Raw genomic sequence first — 16,258 nt, forward strand, 5'->3', positions numbered from 1 at the left:
GGCATGAAAAAGTTGATTCTCTCGGCGGCGCTTATTGGCGCCTCCGCCCTCCACGTCTCGAGTGCGTCCGCCGAAACGGTGTTCTGGGGCATCCAGGCCGAACAGTTGGAGTATCGGCTCGGCGAGGGACCAGACAACGTTCTCGCCTGGGACTTCGACGCCCTGGTCGGCACGGACGAGCTCAAATTCGTCTGGCGTTCCGAAGCGGAGTACGAAACCAACGCGGAAATATTCGAATCGTTGGAAAACCAAGCGCGCATCCAGGTGCCTGTGACGGACTTCTTCGACGCCGTCGCCGGAGTTCGGATCGACACGCCGAAGGGTCAGGACCGCGTGTACGGCGTCCTAGGTCTGCACGGTCTGGCGAAGCAATGGTTCGAGTTCGATGCGGACCTGTTCCTCGCCGAACACCCGGCGGCCCGGTTCGAGGTCGAGTATGAGGGGCTGATCACCAATCAGGTAACCCTGACTCCGAGCGTGGAACTCGACGTACCGCTCAACGACGATACCGACAGGGAGGTCGGCGCCTTCGGGCCGAAGCTCGAACTCGGCGCCCGTCTTAGCTACGACGTGGTCGACCGCCTTCTGTCGCCTTACGTCGGTGTTCACTACGAACGCGTCTTCGGCGAAACGGCGGATATCGCCACGTCCGAAGGAAAGGACGATGACGCCATTTTCGGTGTTGTCGGTGTCCGCGTCCTGTTCTGAGGTCATTCCCCCGGCGATATCCGTCGCCGGGGGAATCTCGCACCTCAAATCGGCGGCAACGTCACAACGTGGTGAGATCGTGTTTTGTTCTCGCCTGTCGTTATGCCTGTTCGAAAAAGACAGAGTTTATGAGAATTGCGGAGATTCCAAGTGAGACGGATTTCTCTAAGTGATTGATATCACGTAAGCGCAATGGACAGCGTTTCTGAGAACCGATAGCTACCATTGTTTTAGCGATTTACAGACATACTGCGGCCGCGCTGACCTGATTTCTTGCCGGACGAGATCTTCTCATCGCTGTTCCCTCGCAATCGCCGAAATCAGTTTCGGGAGAACCATCAATCAATTCGCAAGCCGCGCCGGCATTTGCGCCAATTTTTTCGGCGCGTTTCAGTATCGAGTTCTGGAGCTGGGACCGGGGAATCTGTTCTCAATCGGTCGTGAAACCGGCTGACCCTTATGATCTCTCGGCGAATCTCTTCGTCTGTCCAAGATAGGACTTCCGACCAGGCTAAGTCCACAACTCGGACAGGTTCGTGTTCTTTTTCAAGATCGGAAATTCGTTCGGCGATCTCCTCCCTTGCCGTTTCGAAGATCGACGGATCGGAGCGGCTGGCGCGCGCAATCAGCCTCGCCATAAACCGCCGCATTCGTTCGTTCACCTGTTTCACTGTGATGCGTTGAAGCGGGGGCGATTCAGGGATGTTTAGGCGTCTCAAGATGGTCGCTCGCGTGTCTACGTATCTACCCAGTTCCTCGACCTTCTGGTCGGGCGGGAGGTATATCATGTCTTTCGTCGGTGCCCTTTGTTAGGAGCTCCTTGTTCGGTACCGCTAGCGCCGATCAACGATTCCTCGATAACACGAAACAGGGCCTAGGCGTGTTGATGCATGAGCCTTCGATAGCGACTGCCCAACGATTGGTATCAGGCTTCCAAAGAACCGGCTCATAGCATCTCAGCCTGGCTAGATGCCTTCTTTCGTCTTTGCCGAACTGATACAAAGTTCAGCCCTTCGAGAATCGAAGGATGAAGCTTCTCAACACCCATGCGCGCCGACGCATACATAGCGCCGCGTAGGAGCTTTACCGTCTCGCCCGTCAGCCCCTTCGTTTTCGCATGGATATCATCAGTAACTCGTTTCGCCGTGAACGCCTTCTCCATTTCGAAGCCGGCCGCTCGAACGTATCTGAAGATGAAACGGGCGTAGTCTTGGTTAGGCTCCCAATTCGGTACCTGCAGCGGTTCGAAGCGGTTACCGAACTGTTGGTCTGTTTGGAATGCGGTGACGGCCGATTTCGTACCGATCGCGACAATCGGAATGCGCAGGCTGTTCGTTAGGAACTTCAGCGAATTCAAGAAGATCGTACGCTGATCACGACTGCCGGGCAGGATGTTGTGGATCTCGTCAACGATGATCATGCGGACGCCGACCCGTGGGAAGAGGTCTAAAATTTGGGTTTCCTTCCGCTGCCGGCTCCAGGTCGGTTGGAAAGCGGCATTCACCGCTCGAAGAAGGCCGCCGTAGAAATCTGGCACGTAGGGGCCTGGTGGCGTTTCCACGAAGACAACGGGGTATGTTTCTTCCGTTTCGTCGGCCTCCGATTCCGGTGGCCGATGACACCGCTGGAACTCCCGGGCCAGCCTCGTCTTGCCGGAGTTCGATTCGCCTACGATCAGGGCGCAGGGCGGTCTAAAGGTCAGTGGGTGCTCAAACATCCATTGCAGGCGGGAAAGGATCGTTTCTCCCGCTTCGTAGTCTATCCAGGTTTGCTCCTGGATGGCCTTTATGCGCTCGCTCTTGGATGTTGTCCCGTCAGCGGGCGTGGCTAGTTCAACTTGTGCCATCCGGAATCCAATTCCTCGTCGGTGAATTCATAAAACTCCTCACCAGCGTCTTCGTCGGCGGGGGTCGGTGCATCGTTGTCAACAACGACATGGAGATCCTTCGGTGCCGGCGCCGGTCGGTTCTTTGGTTCGACGGGCGGCCGTTCTCGTTTGCTGTTCTTGTCTCGGTGTTGCTCGGCCATCGACTTTCGTTGCTTGGACCGCCGCGCCTTCCGCGTATCGGACTTTGCCTTATCTGCGAGCGCTTCCATTTCCTCCAACGTTCGGAAGATAAGTGCCTCGTTGACTTCGGTTGCACCGCGTCGTTTCAGTTCCCGAATACCCGCCTTGAGTTCCCATATCGTGATGCTCGGCAGTCTGATATCGGCGTAGGGAACTTCGATGTAATCGCCCCGTGTTGGGTCCAGGAAGAAGACCTTGCTGATGTCGAAAGGGTCGCGGCGCACCTTGAACTTCGGGGTTAGGCCGCCAAGCTTCTCACCGATCCATACACGTATCTCATCGCTGTAGTAGTTGACGTGGTCTATCGTTATGCCGCTTCGCTGTACCGTGCGCTCCTCGCAGGGCAGAAAGTCCAGCCGCAGTCGCTCCGGATCCTGGTGCTTTGGTGGGATACCGATCCCGCGTTGTTTCTTCCCGTCCCCAAGGATGCCCCGCTCCCACATCGCGCGCGGAGACATGCCGAGTTGGGAATGGACCCGTTCGTGGTAAACACCGGTTATCCATAGCAGCAGCCACTTTTGAGCTTCCTTCAGCGTCAACGCGGATTTCGCGGCCGAGTCATATCCTTCTCGATCCCGAATGTTCGAGAACGTGGTGCCCGGCAATGCGTGGAATTCCTTCGCGATAGTTCCAAACAATCGCTCGATACGACCTCCCCAATTTGGTTTTCCCACTGGACGCCATTCGATGGATATGCCGTGCTCGACACAGGAGTCCGTTACAGATTTGCATCGGAAGTCGGTTCCGTTGTCCGCGTGGAGTGTCGCCATCCGTCCCCACACGTCCCAACGGTTGGAGATACCCAGATCCGCGAGTTCATGGTCCTTGGGAAGAATTGCGTTTTGCATGCAGAGCCCGACCGAGTTCGCGCTTGGCGCCTCCAACGAAAGGTAATATCCGACGACCATTCGGCTATAGACATCGATCGCGAGGGTCAGCCAGGCTCTTCCGATCGGGTTCCGGGTAACGTCGTCAACCAGCTCAATGTCTAGATAGTGATGGTCGATCTGGACGACAGCCAGGGGATAGGACGCGCCTGGGAACTCACTAGGCGTTGGTTCAAACCGATCGCGCTCCGCGCTCTTTCCACGCCGAGCCCGGACGGCTTTCTTGCTGGGAACATCCTTAATACGGCGGCGAATCGTCTTATGGTTCGGTGGCTTGAGGCCAGCCAACCGGCACTTGCGTTGGACGGCCGCCACGACCTTCCCTTGGGAAAGGCGCTGCGACTCGAGATAGTGTTCTTCGATTGCGATACGGATGATCTCTTCGATCTCGTCGCTCAGTCGCTTCTTTCGGGTTTTCTCATGCTTTGGAGCAAGCGCCGATTGGGCTTCAACCGCTCGATAATCAGAGATCCATCGATAAATCGATCTAGTGGACGTGCCGCACTCTTTGGCGCGTTCTGCGACCTGCGCTTTGCTCACTGGGCCGGTCAACAGCGGACGAATGATCTCATACCGCTTCTCCGCGACGGCCATTTTCTTAGGGGACAGAGAGTCCGGGTGAGGCGCCCGGGCGGGCCGCGCTTCGCTCGCGGGATCCTTGAGATCGGAAACCAAGACGGATTTGGTCTCGCCCGTGTCCTTTAGCAGTACCAAGACTTCCGCCACGCCGATAACCCTGACGATCTCGCATGGTCGGTTAAGGTAGATCGCTTTCGTTCCGAGCGTGAACCGCTTCAGGGTGCTCATACGGGGACTCCGATCCTCGGCAGCCAGACGGTCGAGCCCATCGACAGTTCCTCGTTCAGGTCGGCTTTCAGGATACCGGTCGCGAGAAGGCACCAAATCGTATGGATCGTGCTTCCAACGAGCGTGAAGGAGGTCCCGTTACATCGCGACAGCCGCTCGACGCTCTCCCCATCCGGGTTCTCGGACAGACGGGCCTCAACACCGCGAGCAATCGACGGATCGATATCCTGATCGCGGAAGGGCAGCAGGAACTTGCCGTTCTCGAGGCGGGGGACGCGGATGTCGTCCTCGGTCCAGATCGAGAACTCCCAATCGCGGTCGTTCGCGTAGCGGCGGGCCGCTTCGAATCGGTCGGTGAACTTCTCAGCTTCCGTCTCAAGGACCTCGGCGGGCTTTACCTCCACCAGAGTCGTTGGACGATTGCGCCGATGCACCAGGAAGTCCGGAACATAGGTGGCGGCCCGGCCAGTCTTTCCTGGAACCGGGATCTCAACGGGCTGCTCCTCGATATCGATGAACCCCTCGTCGAACACCATCAGCGTGATGAAATCGCGCTCTAAAGAGGACTCGAACGCCGTCCCGCGCCCACCCGTTCCGGCATGGATTCCGGAAAGGCTGATTTGCTTCGGCGGGATTTTGCGGACTGGCATAAGTCAGCTCTTAATCTTCTCGGGATTGCACTTTATGGATGTAGCGATTCGATCTTCGTCACCAGCAATTGCTTCCATGATGGTTTTCTCGACCCACGCCGCGATTTTCTCGCCTTCCCGCTTGGCCGCTTCCTTGGCCAGACGTCGTACCCGAGGAGAAACCCCGTCGAGTTTCCAGTACCGGCTTTGGCCATAGGGGACGTGTTCGAGTGCCGGTTCAGCGACATGAGGCAGCAACCTGGGTTTTCGTCCGGACAGAGCCCGTATCGCACGCTGTGTCGGTTGCACGTTCCGACCGGCCAGGTGCTTCTTAATCTCCTCCAAATGCAGCCGGTTCGCCTTGGCGGGAGTGCCGTAAGGAATGGCGTCGACTGGTTCGACGATTGCGAACGGCTCGTCTCGCCGGTCCTTAAAGATATGGCGACTTCGGATGCCAAGTTCCTCGCAGGCTGTGACGAAGCGGCGAGGCCAATCCTCGAGCAGCGCCAGCGTCATTCGCATCAGGGCATGACGCTGTCTCGGGTTGAGCTTGTCCGTTTCGCGGAGGGCTGGGATTGCGCGGCCCTGGATGTTTAGGCCATGGGCCTCGCAGACATGGTCTCGAAGGGGGTAAGCGCGGCGGCCAGACGCCAAGAGCCGGTAGACGAGCCACAGAAGCCGAAAGTAGAGCAAGGCGTGGATGGGTTCTCCAGGGCGTAGCTCGGTCCATCCGTACTCCAGGGCAATAGCGAGCGTCTGATTGTTCGAATCGATCGACAGAACGGTTGGGGCATCGGCCGCCGCGCGTCGAAGATCGAAACCACAATTCCAGCACATCGAAATCCGCTTTTCTGGTCCTCCGAGATTCGGGGGATAGATCACGGCGCCGCAGTCTGAACATCGGTCGCTCAGCAGGCACCCATGCGCGGGACAAACTGTGTTGAACGCGGTCCGCCATGCGGCCCGCAGATACGGCACCTCATCTTCCGCGAGACACTGTGGACATACCTGCTGTCCGTACGATCTAATCCGTCGGCGGTTCCCAACGGGCGGCAGCCAATTCAACGCGCCCCGGCCATCGTCGTCGCCAATCAGGGTTCCAATCCACCGATGGAAGGTCATCGATAGAATGTCGACCGAGGGAACCTTGGTGCCTTCCTCCAGGCCCGCCAAGAGCTGAGGAGAGTAGTGCCGATCCAAGTCGGCGAAGTACATATGTCCGCCCGGCAGCGCGAGACGATACAGCTCCGATGCCGTGACGCAATTCGCGAGCGCCACGCGCGTGAACCAAGACAAAAAAGACTCATCCCCGAACGGCGCAGGGCGCCGCGGCCAGGGTCCAGTCGTGTGCATTTCTCATGTCCCGGAATGAAGCGGTATGAAATGCTAGAGCAGAAGCGAACGGCTGGCTACGGCACCAAGGATGCTATTAACCCAGGAAAACGCGCGCAGATTTGATTAGGGCTGTGGAATAACAGATAACGCCGGATTTCTGGCAGGCATCCTTGGAATTGCAGACGCATAGTGCTGGACGCACGGTCGCCTAGAGTTCGATCGTGGAGCACCTGTCGATCCGCGTCCTGTCCGCTTACAGTTCGTGACCTGACAACTAACCGCGCGTCCCGGAACGGCCGTTCGTGACCCGGTTCAGACGTTCCGATTAAGCCTGCCGAATGACTGCTTTGCGCCGAATGGCGGTCTTCGAGGACATCTCAATCACATCCAAAGGCGGTCATTGCTCTGCCCAGCCGGGATGTACGAGATGCCGAATGGTGGCAACGTCCATATGAGCGCCCAAGCTGTTTCGTCATTCGGTGGGGTTTCGCGAGCACGGATCGTCGACGACGGGCTATGCATAGGTGAGCGTTCCGATCCAGATTTCTGGCTTTCTGGATTGCAAGAAAAGCAGAAATCGGTATCCTGGCGTAGGGGATCAATTGACTGCGTCGGTGTTTACCGCGCCAAGAAGGGATAACTATGGCTGGCAGGCGCAACGAGGACAGTAGCGGAAGCAGTCCACTAGAAAGCGAAAAAGAATCGCTCAACTTCAAGGTCAGCCCCGAATTTAAGAAAGAGTTCAAAGGTTTCGCGGTGTCGGAGGGGATCAGTATGACCCATCTCCTCAAAGAGGGCTTCGTCCTCTCAAAGAATAAGCGGCAGAAATGAAGGTTCGACTTGAGTTGCGTGTCCGCGCTCTTTGTCCACACACGCCGCTTGGGTGGCACCTATGACACTGGACGTATTAGCAAGTCCTGGATCTGAGGCTGATTGGCTGTTTGCCATTGGCGAAGGTCGTGGTTGCCCCGACGTCGATGGCTTGCTGGCGGTAGATGCTTATGAACCGTCAGGTCGCCCGCCTGAGGAAGTTTCAGTCATGGAGAAGGCACGCGACTATGGGGCGAGTGCCGTGTTTTTCGAGGCCGCTCGGCATGGGCGCGCTCCGGTAGCGCAAGCCTTTGTGTTCGACGCAAGTGTAGGGGCTGATGACGGAGAGTTTGCCAAACTGCACAAGCGGCTTTGGAGTTGGGGCGGCGTGCCGCTTGTCTATCGTGCCTCCGCTGGCCGCATCCAGCTATTCCGCTGCGCGCACGAACCGGATTTTGTCGGTCCTGATAATGTACCCGTTTGCCGGCCTATCCGAAGCCTAATCCTCGGAGCGGAAATCGCTGCCGAGGATGCATGGTGGAATGCAGCGCGGCTTCGGAATGGCACAATTTGGGATGATCCGGTTGCATGTGGCCTTATGCTCTCGGCGCAGAAATCTGCGCACCGTACGCTCGTTGATGAAGTGCGCGCTCTCGCCAAGCAGCTAACCGATAGTCGTCTGCTCGAGCCACGGCTGCGCCGTCGACTTCTCATTCTTTCATTGCTTATAGCATATCTCGAAGAGCGTTTGGTCCTCCTGCCAACGGATTTCGCCCGCGCGCGCAAAGGCGCGAAGCGCTTCTTTGAGGTTCTTGGCGATGGCGCCGCATTGGTAAAACTGCTCGAAGTTCTGGAGCGGCGTTTCAACGGGCATGTGTTTCGCCTGACAGATGAGGAGCGCTCAGCGTTGCTTGCGAGCAAAGAGCTCGCACGATATGCGCGGCTGGTCGAGGGTCGCGAAGAGGCGTCGGGCCAGCTTAGCCTGTGGCGGCTCTATTCGTTTCGTGACCTGCCGGTGGAGTTGATCAGTAACATCTACCAGCTTTTCGTGAATGACGTCGCAAGTTCAATCTACACACCGCCCGCGTTGGTTCGCTTGATGCTCGAGGAAACTCTTAGTTGGGAGCGTCTGGATACGATGATGGCCGGTGACGGCGTAATCCTCGATCCCGCGTGCGGTTCGGGCGTTTTCCTCGTGGAAGCATACAAACGGCTAGTTCTGCATTGGCGACTAAACAACGGATGGAGTCGCCCCGGTGTCGATGACTTGCGCCCGCTACTTCAGCGTGTCCACGGAGTGGACGTCGAGGAAGGAGCTATTGAACTTGCCGCGTTCAGTCTGTGCCTCAGCCTCTGCGACGCCCTTCAGCCGGAGGAAATCCGCGCTAGCGCGGGACTCTTCCCACCTCTGGCCAATGTGACTCTGCACCGCAGCTGCTTCTTCAAAGCCAAGGAACAAGGGCTACTGAAGGTGCCAGTCGCAGCAGTGGTCGGCAACCCTCCCTTCGAGTCGACGCTCACGACAGACGGCGCCAAGCGAAGCTATGCGGCCTACACCAGGACCCATGGTCTGCTTGCCGACATGCAGCTTGCATACCTCTTCTTGCATGAGACGATGGACCTTCTCACTCCAAATGGGATACTGGCATTAGTCGCACCGGCCGGTTTTCTCTACAACCAGAATGTCGCTCCATTCCGCGCCGGTATCTTCACTCGTTGGTGTGTACGCGAGATTCTGGACTTCGTTTCCGTTCGAGGTCTTTTCAAAAAGGGCGAGGCTGACCCAAAAATCGTCGTCGTGCTCGCGGAGGCGGTTGAGCCTGTTCCCGATGGACGCATCCTGCACGCCGTGTTTCGTCGAAGTGGGCGCGCTACCGCCGAGCAAGGTTTCGATATCGACTACTACGATCTGCACTGGGTGCGGAATGGCGAGGCCGGAGAGTCTTCTGACGTCTGGAGATCAAACCTCCTCGGCGGCAACCGGGTGCGCGACCTTATTGGACACCTCCGACAGTATCCAACACTCCGGGACATTGCCACACGCCACGAGTGGGACTTCGGTGAAGGCTATATCGCCGGGCGGAAGGGCATCTCTCGACCAGCGGGGCACTTGATCGGCAAACCGCTGTTGCCGACGGAGGCGCTGTCCGAAGCCGGCATCGATGCTAGCGTCTTGCAGACGGTGCCCGATCAGCCGATCAAGGATACCAAGACGGCTAAGCGATTCACACCTCCGTACCTACTTATTAAGGAAAACGAGGACCTTCATCACGGGCTCTGGCAAGGCTCCTATCTCACCTACAAGCATCGTATCATGGGCTTTGCCGCAAAGCACAATGACCTTGCCCGGTTGCAGGCGATCGAGGCTTGGTTGCGGAAAGAGCAAACCGTCCTCAGGGCCTATATCGCGGGAATAAGTGCCAGCCTCTTCGTGCAGCGCGCCACGGCCATTCTGCAAGCGGATATCCTGGCGCTTCCGTACCCTGAAAACGAAGATCTCGACCTCAGCGAGAATGAGCGCATCGTCGCTCAAGATATCGTCGACTATCAACGCGAGTTCATCCGGCGAGGCACGGGGTCAGCACTGATGCGCGTCGCACCAGAAGATGCACTCGCTAAATTTGACGCGACCTTCACTGCACAGATTAGCGCCGTCTACCCACGCAAGCCGCTACGCGCTGTGGATCGCGCCCATTGGACCGGCGCCATATGCGGAGCGTATGCTTTCGGGGATGGGGTCGTAGACTGGTCTGGGGCCGGTGAGTTGCAGGCAAAGTTGGATGTATTGTTGCAGGAGTACCGTAGCTCCAGTCTGACGATAACGCGTGTTACGCGACTATATGATCAGGGGTTCGTCTTTCTTCTGAAGCCTGATCGCCACCGGTTCTGGACGCGGTCGATCGCGTTGCGCGATGCCGATGACGTTCTCGCGGATCTTCGAGCACAGGGATTCTAGCTGTGCTGGCGGACGAAGTCGAAAACACGGTTCAGGCCGGAGCGCTCAGCGCCGACATCCACCTTCCGGGAGAATGGCATTCGTCTTTGGTTGGCTTTATAGCCGCAGCCTTGTCCAGCTGGCGCGACGATTCGACACGTCCGACTCGGACCGGCGAAACTGGATTGACGGCACAGCTTTGCGCGCGACTGAACAGTATCAGCCGTCTCTCGCCTGGATGGGATTTTCTGCAATTCCGTCGCGAGGAGCCCGACGATATTCGCGCCGGACGTTCGATTGATCTCGTTGTTGCTCCGAGTGGCGCCCGTATATGGATGGCCGGACGCGAATACAGCGAGTATCGGACTCTCCTGCCTATAGAGTGCAAGCGGTTGCCGACCCCTCCAGGCAAGAACCGGGACGAAAGGGAGTATGTTATCAGCCAGTTCAGTTCAACTGGCGGGATTCAGCGATTCAAAGCAGGTCATCATGCTGCAGCACATGCGCGAGCTGCCATGATTGCGTACGTTCAGGATCGAGACATCCCCTTTTGGCGCGCGCAGCTCGACACATGGATCGATGAACTGGTCGCCAACACGATTCAAGGTTGGTCAACGGACGACAAGCTGACTTTAGAGACCCACGATAGCACGAGCCGGGTTGCTTCCTTGCAGTCGATACATCGACGTAGTTCCGGCCTCAATCCAATCCTGATCGACCATCTTTGGATCGAAATGTAATGGATGACGCCGTTCCGGATGGTAGATTTTCTATTCGGATGCCCCTTCGTATGAATTCGAGCGAAGGTCCGCTAAATGGGCACAGAGTGTGGATTCGTCTGTTCGATCGGACGTCCGTTTATGGCTACCGGCCGTCGGCGAAGGAGGGTCGGAACCAGGGTCACAGCTGACCCATAGCAGAACCCAAATCGGGATCAAGTGACCATCTTAGTCTGTCCATCGGAGTGGCGTGATCCAGCTATCTCAAAAATTCAGATTGATGTCCCTCGGCGTCGCAACGCAGTTGGAAATTTCCGATGCCACGCGATCCGAAAGCCGCGAGCGCCCCCGGATGCCGATGGTATCTGCGATGGCTGCCTCAAAGACTTCCAGGTCGCCTAGGATTTTTTGAGCAGCCTTAACCCGCCACGCGCGTTCCTTGGCGACAACCACAAGCGCGCCCTGAATCTTGTCTGCAATCGCTGCGCGGTCCGCTTGGTCGGCATGCAACGTCCGGCGGGCTTGAGTTAGGGCATTTCTGACTTCCTCAGAACGGCGGATCACGGCAGCCTGGCTGTAAATTGCTTTCAAGCGATCTGTCAGACCACCCAAGGACATCACATTCAATTCAGCGCTCAGGGTTCTCAATGCCTCCTCAAGAGCACCCAGTTGATCCCGGTCTTTGATAACCTGGATTACTTCGGCCACCGGATTATAAGCCGCATCAACAGTCTGCCGATAACGATTGCGTGCGTCATGATGGGCCTTCAGCTTGGCCGCCATATCTGACCGCAGGCCTTTCCAGCCTGACGGAATTTGGGCCATTAGCTGGGCGCGTTCGTTCGTCAGGGTCTTAATCCGTTCTTCCGCCCGTATGCCGTCCTCCGGCGAAGCGGACCCGCTGGCCCAAGAAATGATGGTCCGGTTTTTCTCGATCATCTTGTCGATCCGTCGGATATCGCGCTCGATCCGCCGCACCTTGTCGTGGACCGGACGATAGGTTGGCGCGGCCTCACTTATCATCTCAGCGGTTCGGGTGATCTCCTCCATCGCCGGAAAGGCGTTTTCCGCCTGTTCAAAGCTGCGTGTCAGTTCAGCCCGAAGGGGCGGAGGAAGGACCGCTAGGTCAATTTTTCTCGCTCTGCCTATGGCCCGCCGAATGGCCACCCTATTTGCTCGAAATTCATCATCTACGAACTCCTCGATACAATACTGAAGGCGGGGATTAGTCGGCGGCGGCGAGGCTTCTGCCCCAAGCAAAATCCGGGTCGGAAGATAGGTCACCAGGGTCGGAAAGGCCGCGACCACACCCAAGACCAGCAACTGAACCGCGATGAAGGGGATTACCCCCTTGTAGATGTCGAGCGTGCGCACCTCTTTCGGCGCGACACCGCGCAGGTAGAAGAGAGCAAAACCGAAGGGCGGAGTCAGAAACGAAGTCTGGATGTTCAACGCGATCATGACGCCGAACCAGACAGCGGTGACGTTCGCGGCGGGATCGGTCAGCAAGATCGGCGCGATGATCGGCACGACGACGACGGTGATTTCCAGGAAGTCGAGGAAAAAGCCGAGCACGAAAATGATTGCCATGGCGACCGCGAACTGGCCCCAGAAACCACCCGACAGACCGCGCATGAAGTCACGCACCATGTCTTCGCCGCCGAACCCCCGGAACGCCGCCGTCAGCATGACGGCGCCAATCAGGATTGCGAACACCAGGGAGGTCGTCTTCGTCGTGTCTTCAAGGACCCGCTTTAAGGTGTCGCCGGTCGCCCACGTGCGCCACAGGCTCCAGCCGAGGGCGACGGCGAGAGCGCTTGAGGCAAATGCGGCGAGCCCGATGCCTATAATGTCCGCCGTGCCTTCGATCTTGCGCAGATTGACGTGAAAAACGGCGTTGATGACGCCGAGCGCAACCAGAGCGACGATGGCGATCAGGGTCGGCCAGAAGGCGCCGCGTTGGCCCTCGCGCAGGCGGTACCCGGCCATCATGGTTGCGCCAGCGGCACCCACGGCACCGGCCTGATTGACCGTGGTGACACCGGCGATGATCGAACCAAGCACCAAGAGAATAAGGGTCATGGGAGGGGCTAGGGCGACAAACAGCGCCGCAACAGCATTCTTGCTTGTGGTCTCCGTACGCTGGTGCACCGGCGCCAGGTCCGGGCGCAGATGGGCCGCGGCGAGGATGTAGAGGACATAGAGAGCGACGAGGACCAGGCTTGGCACCATCGCGCCCATGAACATCTCCCCGGCGCTGACCGACGGTACGTCGAACTGGCTCGGCATCAGCAACTCGCCCGTCACGGTCTTGTATAGGGCCCGTCGGGCGGCATTGGCTTCGTTGACGGCGGTGGTGAGTTGATGGACCAGGATCAGCAACACGATGGACGGCGGGACGATCTGGCCGAGCGTCCCCGTGGCCGCGACTATGCCGGTTGCCATGGGTTTGGAATATCGGTTCCGCAACATGGTCGGCAGCGAGATCATGCCCATGGCGATCACCGTGGCGCCGATCACGCTGGTCGTTGCTGCCAACAAGGCACCGACCAGGACGACAGAAATTCCGAGCCCGCCGCGCAGCGTGCCGAACAAACGCGCCATGGCAACGAGAAGGTCCTCAGCGACGCGCGACTTCTCCAGCATCAAGCCCATGAAGATGAACAACGGTACGGCGATCAACACATCCGTGCCGACGTTGTTATAGATTCCCCGGATGTTCATGGCTCCCGCGAACAGCCATTCCCCAGGCCCCCCACCGTGGGTAAAGAAGGCATCCGGATTTCCAGAAACGATCAGGCCTGAGAGCGCGGCCAGGCCAACGGCGACGATCGCCGAGCCCGGAATGGCGAAGGCGACAGGGAAGCCCGAGCCGAGGGAGACAGCCAGCAGCACGATCAGCAGGGCGAGAAAGAAGAATTCCATCCTCAGCTCCCTTCAGCGCTGCCAGTCAGTGCGGGCTCGCCCAGCGCGTCGGCCATACCGCAGAACATCATGCTGACGAATTGGATGATGAGGGTGACGGCGAAAGCGCCGACCAGGACGGTCATCAGGTAGAGGATATACATACCGTCGCCGACACCCTCGATCTCAAACGTCCGCAGTGCGCTGTTGAGGATGCCGGTGCGACCTGCCGTGCCGACAATCAAGATCAGCCAGCAGAACGGCATACCGAGCACCAAAGCGCCAACAGTGTTGACCAACCCGCGTCGGCGCGGGCTTGCTTCCGCATACAACAGGTCAATCCGCACATGGCCGTCCTCATGGAGGGTATAGGCGCAACCCAGCATGAATAGGGTAGCATACCAGAAACGGACCAGATCGCCCATGTAGACCTGTTCGTAGGAAAACTCGAACCGGAACAACACGATCAGCAGTTCGGCGACGACGATCATCAGAGCCAGCCAGGGCAGCGCCAAGGCGCGTGTGCGGAGCGCGATTACGACACCGACAGCAACCAGCGGCATATGCAAGTAGGCACCGCGCAATTCTGCGCGGCCCAAAGTATCGGCCAGCGGCGCGCCGACCAGAGCAATCAGGAATTCCTCGCCCTTCAAAAAGGCAAGGGTGAAATCAACCAAGCCGATCAGGAGAACGGCCCAAAAACCGGCGCGGATCAGAACGGCGTTGAGCGCGAAAGCCCGCTCGTGATCGGTTCGCAGACTGTGTTCCCCGGTGCGCGCCACATAGGCAGCGGCAGCCAGCACGGAGCCAGCGTAGACAGCCGCCTGCAACCAGCCGCGGGGATCGGGCCCGCCAACTGCCCCGTCAGCCAAACGGACCACGCCGGGCCAACCGAGCCAATTGGTCAGGAAATTGTTGAATAGAAAGGCGGCAAGCAGACCAATGATGCCCCAGCCGAATGTACGCACGGCGCGAATCGCCATACTTTTCGGCCCGGTGCTGGTCCCTCCCGGTCCCGACTGCCCTTCTTCTTTCGATATCTCCATCTAACTCGTCTGCCGTTCCGCCGACAATTCAGATTGAGCCTGCAAAACGATCTGCGTGGCGGACCAAAGGAAGAGCCCCGCCATGATCGCCGCGACGGTCAAGTCGGGCCAGGCCGTCCCCGTGAACCAAACACCTGCTGCCGCCAGCATGACGGCCACGTTGCCGATGGCATCATTTCGGCTGCAGAGCCAGACAGAGCGGACATTCGCGTCGCCGTCTTTAAACCGCATCAGAAGGACGACGCTGGCGAGGTTTGCCATGAGCGCCAGAAACCCGACCCCGCCCATGACCGTCGCTGACGGAACGCCCAAAACCAGGACTTGATAGGCCGTCGAGCCGAACACCCAAAGCCCCATGGCACCAAGGCTGAGCCCCTTTGCAATTGCCGCCGTCGCTCGGACCCTGAGAGACATGCCGATGACGAAAAGGCTGATCGCATAGGTCGCCGTGTCACCCAGGAAGTCTAACGCATCGGCCTGTAGGGCTTTCGAGCCAGCGAAAGCACCTGCTGTCATTTCGACGAAGAACATTCCGCCGTTGATGGCGATGACGGTCCACAGCGCTCTCTTGAACGCCTCTGAGGTACCATCGAATTGCGCGTCCTGCCCGCAACAACTGCCGCTCATGTCCTTGTCCTTTTGTTCTATACGACCAGTATTGGAGCCTGGACCCCATTCTGTATTCTTCGACCCTCAGATACTACAATCTACAATCGTTGTAGGAGCAAGAGGGCAAATCCATGGCCGTAGAAAACCTCCCCATCGGCGAACTTGCCGAGCGGGCCGGATGCACCGTTCAGATCATTCGGCATTACGAAAAAATCAGGCTTCTGCCCGAACCACGACGGACCAGGGGCAATCGGCGGGTCTATTCGGAAGATCAGGCGTCGCGACTAATCTTTATCCGTCACAGCCGAGAACTTGGGTTCAGTCTGGACGCTATTCGGCAATTGCTTTCGTTTTCCGACCACCCTGACCAACCCTGTGGGCGAGTGGATGCAATTGCACGGAAACACTTGGGAGATGTGCAGGAGCGGCTCGCACGCCTGCAATCCATGGAGCGCGAACTGAAGCTAATGATCCGTGAATGCGTCGGCGGAAAGGTCGCGGAATGCCGGATCATTGAGGTCCTGGCCGACCATTCAAAGTGTTTAGCCGACAATCATCCGCCCAAAAATGCGCAAAACCCGCAGTGACGCATTACACTGAAATGACTGAATTTGGCTAGTCCCGGCCGGCTCTGTCCTGCGCCCTATATGTCCTCTGAGTGATCAGGATCGGACTTCCACGGATAAGAGCCCGAGCGTTTACACGTGGCATACGATCCTAAGGAAATCTGTCAAAACGGTCCAAACTTATGCGTCACGCATCGCAGGGTTTCGAACCCGTTCTGTCCAAGGTCATGTGTCA

11 protein-coding genes are annotated in these 16,258 nt (G+C 58.1%); 4 read left to right on the plus strand and 7 right to left on the minus strand.

What is annotated here, in order from left to right; all coding sequences use genetic code 11:
• The first annotated feature begins 3 nt into the window (after window positions 1–3).
• Window positions 4–708, plus strand: a complete 705-nt coding sequence (locus ACO06O_RS13125) for a copper resistance protein B (RefSeq protein ID WP_421881119.1) — start codon at window positions 4–6, stop codon at window positions 706–708.
• A gap of 946 nt (window positions 709–1,654) precedes the next feature.
• Here the strand turns inward: ACO06O_RS13125 and ACO06O_RS13130 are convergent.
• From ACO06O_RS13130 to ACO06O_RS13145, 4 genes are read right to left on the minus strand one after another with little or no spacing between them, the layout of a single operon-like run.
• Window positions 1,655–2,554: a TniB family NTP-binding protein gene (locus ACO06O_RS13130; protein ID WP_421880430.1), complete on the minus strand. Its 900-nt coding sequence runs from the start codon at window positions 2,552–2,554 to the stop codon at window positions 1,655–1,657.
• A complete protein-coding gene (locus tag ACO06O_RS13135) occupies window positions 2,536–4,470 on the minus strand; it encodes a Mu transposase C-terminal domain-containing protein (protein WP_421880432.1) in 1,935 nt (644 codons plus the stop codon). Before ACO06O_RS13135 ends, ACO06O_RS13130 begins: the two co-directional genes overlap by 19 nt.
• The gene (locus ACO06O_RS13140) at window positions 4,467–5,120 is read right to left on the minus strand and encodes a TnsA endonuclease N-terminal domain-containing protein (RefSeq protein ID WP_421880434.1); all 654 of its coding nucleotides are present in this window, start codon (window positions 5,118–5,120) and stop codon (window positions 4,467–4,469) included. Before ACO06O_RS13140 ends, ACO06O_RS13135 begins: the two co-directional genes overlap by 4 nt.
• Before the next feature lie 3 nt (window positions 5,121–5,123).
• The gene (locus ACO06O_RS13145) at window positions 5,124–6,452 is read right to left on the minus strand and encodes a TniQ family protein (protein ID WP_421880436.1); all 1,329 of its coding nucleotides are present in this window, start codon (window positions 6,450–6,452) and stop codon (window positions 5,124–5,126) included.
• 874 nt (window positions 6,453–7,326) lie between these two features.
• Here ACO06O_RS13145 and ACO06O_RS13150 point away from each other — a divergent pair.
• Window positions 7,327–10,200 carry an HsdM family class I SAM-dependent methyltransferase gene (locus tag ACO06O_RS13150; protein WP_421880439.1) on the plus strand — a complete coding sequence of 958 codons (2,874 nt, stop codon included), beginning with the start codon at window positions 7,327–7,329 and terminating at the stop codon, window positions 10,198–10,200.
• Window positions 10,201–10,202: 2 nt separating this feature from the next.
• Window positions 10,203–10,919: a hypothetical protein gene (locus ACO06O_RS13155; RefSeq protein ID WP_421880442.1), complete on the plus strand. Its 717-nt coding sequence runs from the start codon at window positions 10,203–10,205 to the stop codon at window positions 10,917–10,919.
• Between the two features lie 243 nt (window positions 10,920–11,162).
• Here ACO06O_RS13155 and ACO06O_RS13160 read toward each other — a convergent pair whose 3' ends face one another.
• From ACO06O_RS13160 to ACO06O_RS13170, 3 genes are all read right to left on the minus strand, one after another.
• Window positions 11,163–13,823 (minus strand): TRAP transporter large permease subunit, encoded by a 2,661-nt coding sequence (locus ACO06O_RS13160; protein WP_421880445.1) that lies wholly within the window; start codon window positions 13,821–13,823, stop codon window positions 11,163–11,165.
• A 2-nt stretch (window positions 13,824–13,825) separates the two neighbouring features.
• Window positions 13,826–14,785, minus strand: coding sequence for a TRAP transporter small permease subunit (locus ACO06O_RS13165; protein WP_421880448.1), 960 nt, complete (start codon window positions 14,783–14,785; stop codon window positions 13,826–13,828).
• 63 nt (window positions 14,786–14,848) lie between these two features.
• Window positions 14,849–15,475 carry a cation transporter gene (locus ACO06O_RS13170; protein ID WP_421880451.1) on the minus strand — a complete coding sequence of 209 codons (627 nt, stop codon included), beginning with the start codon at window positions 15,473–15,475 and terminating at the stop codon, window positions 14,849–14,851.
• A 113-nt stretch (window positions 15,476–15,588) separates the two neighbouring features.
• On the opposite strand from ACO06O_RS13170, the gene ACO06O_RS13175 reads away from it, so the two are divergent.
• Window positions 15,589–16,044 carry a MerR family transcriptional regulator gene (locus ACO06O_RS13175; RefSeq protein WP_421880453.1) on the plus strand — a complete coding sequence of 152 codons (456 nt, stop codon included), beginning with the start codon at window positions 15,589–15,591 and terminating at the stop codon, window positions 16,042–16,044.
• The last annotated feature ends 214 nt before the right edge of the window (window positions 16,045–16,258 follow it).

This window comes from Pacificispira sp. (assembly GCF_965228185.1).
Taxonomy (GTDB): Bacteria; Pseudomonadota; Alphaproteobacteria; order UBA8366; family Aestuariispiraceae; genus Pacificispira.

Bases quoted from the DNA above. Each gene is read 5' to 3' on its own strand.
- ACO06O_RS13125 (WP_421881119.1), top strand. From the start codon at position 4: ATGAAAAAGTTGATTCTCTCGGCGGCGCTTATTGGCGCCTCCGCCCTC.
- ACO06O_RS13130 (WP_421880430.1), bottom strand. From the start codon at position 2,554: ATGGCACAAGTTGAACTAGCCACGCCCGCTGACGGGACAACATCCAAG.
- ACO06O_RS13135 (WP_421880432.1), bottom strand. From the start codon at position 4,470: ATGAGCACCCTGAAGCGGTTCACGCTCGGAACGAAAGCGATCTACCTT.
- ACO06O_RS13140 (WP_421880434.1), bottom strand. From the start codon at position 5,120: ATGCCAGTCCGCAAAATCCCGCCGAAGCAAATCAGCCTTTCCGGAATC.
- ACO06O_RS13145 (WP_421880436.1), bottom strand. From the start codon at position 6,452: ATGCACACGACTGGACCCTGGCCGCGGCGCCCTGCGCCGTTCGGGGAT.
- ACO06O_RS13150 (WP_421880439.1), top strand. From the start codon at position 7,327: ATGACACTGGACGTATTAGCAAGTCCTGGATCTGAGGCTGATTGGCTG.
- ACO06O_RS13160 (WP_421880445.1), bottom strand. From the start codon at position 13,823: ATGGAATTCTTCTTTCTCGCCCTGCTGATCGTGCTGCTGGCTGTCTCC.
- ACO06O_RS13165 (WP_421880448.1), bottom strand. From the start codon at position 14,785: ATGGCGATTCGCGCCGTGCGTACATTCGGCTGGGGCATCATTGGTCTG.
- ACO06O_RS13170 (WP_421880451.1), bottom strand. From the start codon at position 15,475: ATGAGCGGCAGTTGTTGCGGGCAGGACGCGCAATTCGATGGTACCTCA.
- ACO06O_RS13175 (WP_421880453.1), top strand. From the start codon at position 15,589: ATGGCCGTAGAAAACCTCCCCATCGGCGAACTTGCCGAGCGGGCCGGA.